We start from the raw sequence: 801 nt of genomic DNA, 5'->3' as shown, positions 1-801 counted from the left end.
GGGACGGGGCGGGACGGCGACGCCCCAGCCGCGCGGCTGACCAGGGGAGGGGCGGTGCCCCGGCCGTGTGACTGCTCGCGGGGTGCTCAGGCGGGTTCCGGGCCCGCCTGGACGGACGGTTCGCCCAGGCGGGCCAGGGCCGTCTTCGCCCGCGGTACCCACAGCGGTGAGAACCACGGATTGATCTGCAGCGCTTCCTTCAAGTGCCGCCGAGCGGACCCGTACCGCTCCAGCGACCGCTCGATCATCCCCCGGTGGAACACGTACGACGCACTGCGCACCCCGCCCCCCTCCGTCCCCTCGGTCGCCCGCACGGCGAAGGGCAGCGCCTCCTCGTGCTCCCCCGCCCGGTGCAGCGCCCACCCCAGCGCGTCCGCCGCCTCCGTCGACGGCTGCCGCTCCCACACCTCCCGGAGCCGCCGCACGGCACCCGCCGCATCCCCGTGATCCGCCTCGAACCGCCCCAGCACCAACGACTCGTCACCCCCGTGCGCGGCGGCCACCCGCACCCGCTCCCGCACCACCCCGTACTGCACCTCCGCCGCCCGCTCCAGTCCCAGCGACTCGTACAGCTCACCCAGTTCCAGCGCGTACTCCGGCCGGGGCTGCCTCGCCAGCGCCGCCCGGTACGCGCCCAGCGCCTCCGTCGTCCGCCCCAGTGCCGCCAGCGCCCTGCCCTGCCCGGCCTGCGCCGCCCACTGGTCGGGATCGACCCGTACCGCCTCCCGGAAGCGCCGCAGCGCGTCCTGGCGGTCGCCGCGCTCCCAGGCGAGCTGCCCGGCCCGCTCCAGGTACGCCGCC

The 801-nt window shown here is 76.9% G+C and carries 1 protein-coding gene; it reads right to left on the bottom strand.

What is annotated here, in order from left to right; genetic code table 11:
* Positions 1–86 precede the first annotated feature (86 nt).
* Positions 87–801 (bottom strand): tetratricopeptide repeat protein (locus B7767_RS40780; RefSeq protein ID WP_143652947.1); only part of this gene is annotated, 715 nt, incomplete at its 5' end.

Source organism: Streptomyces sp. 13-12-16 (genome assembly GCF_002114215.1).
Taxonomy (GTDB): domain Bacteria; phylum Actinomycetota; class Actinomycetes; order Streptomycetales; family Streptomycetaceae; genus Streptomyces.
The sequence above is the reverse complement of the archived record's forward strand: the minus strand, read 5'-3'. Positions and strand labels throughout refer to the sequence as shown.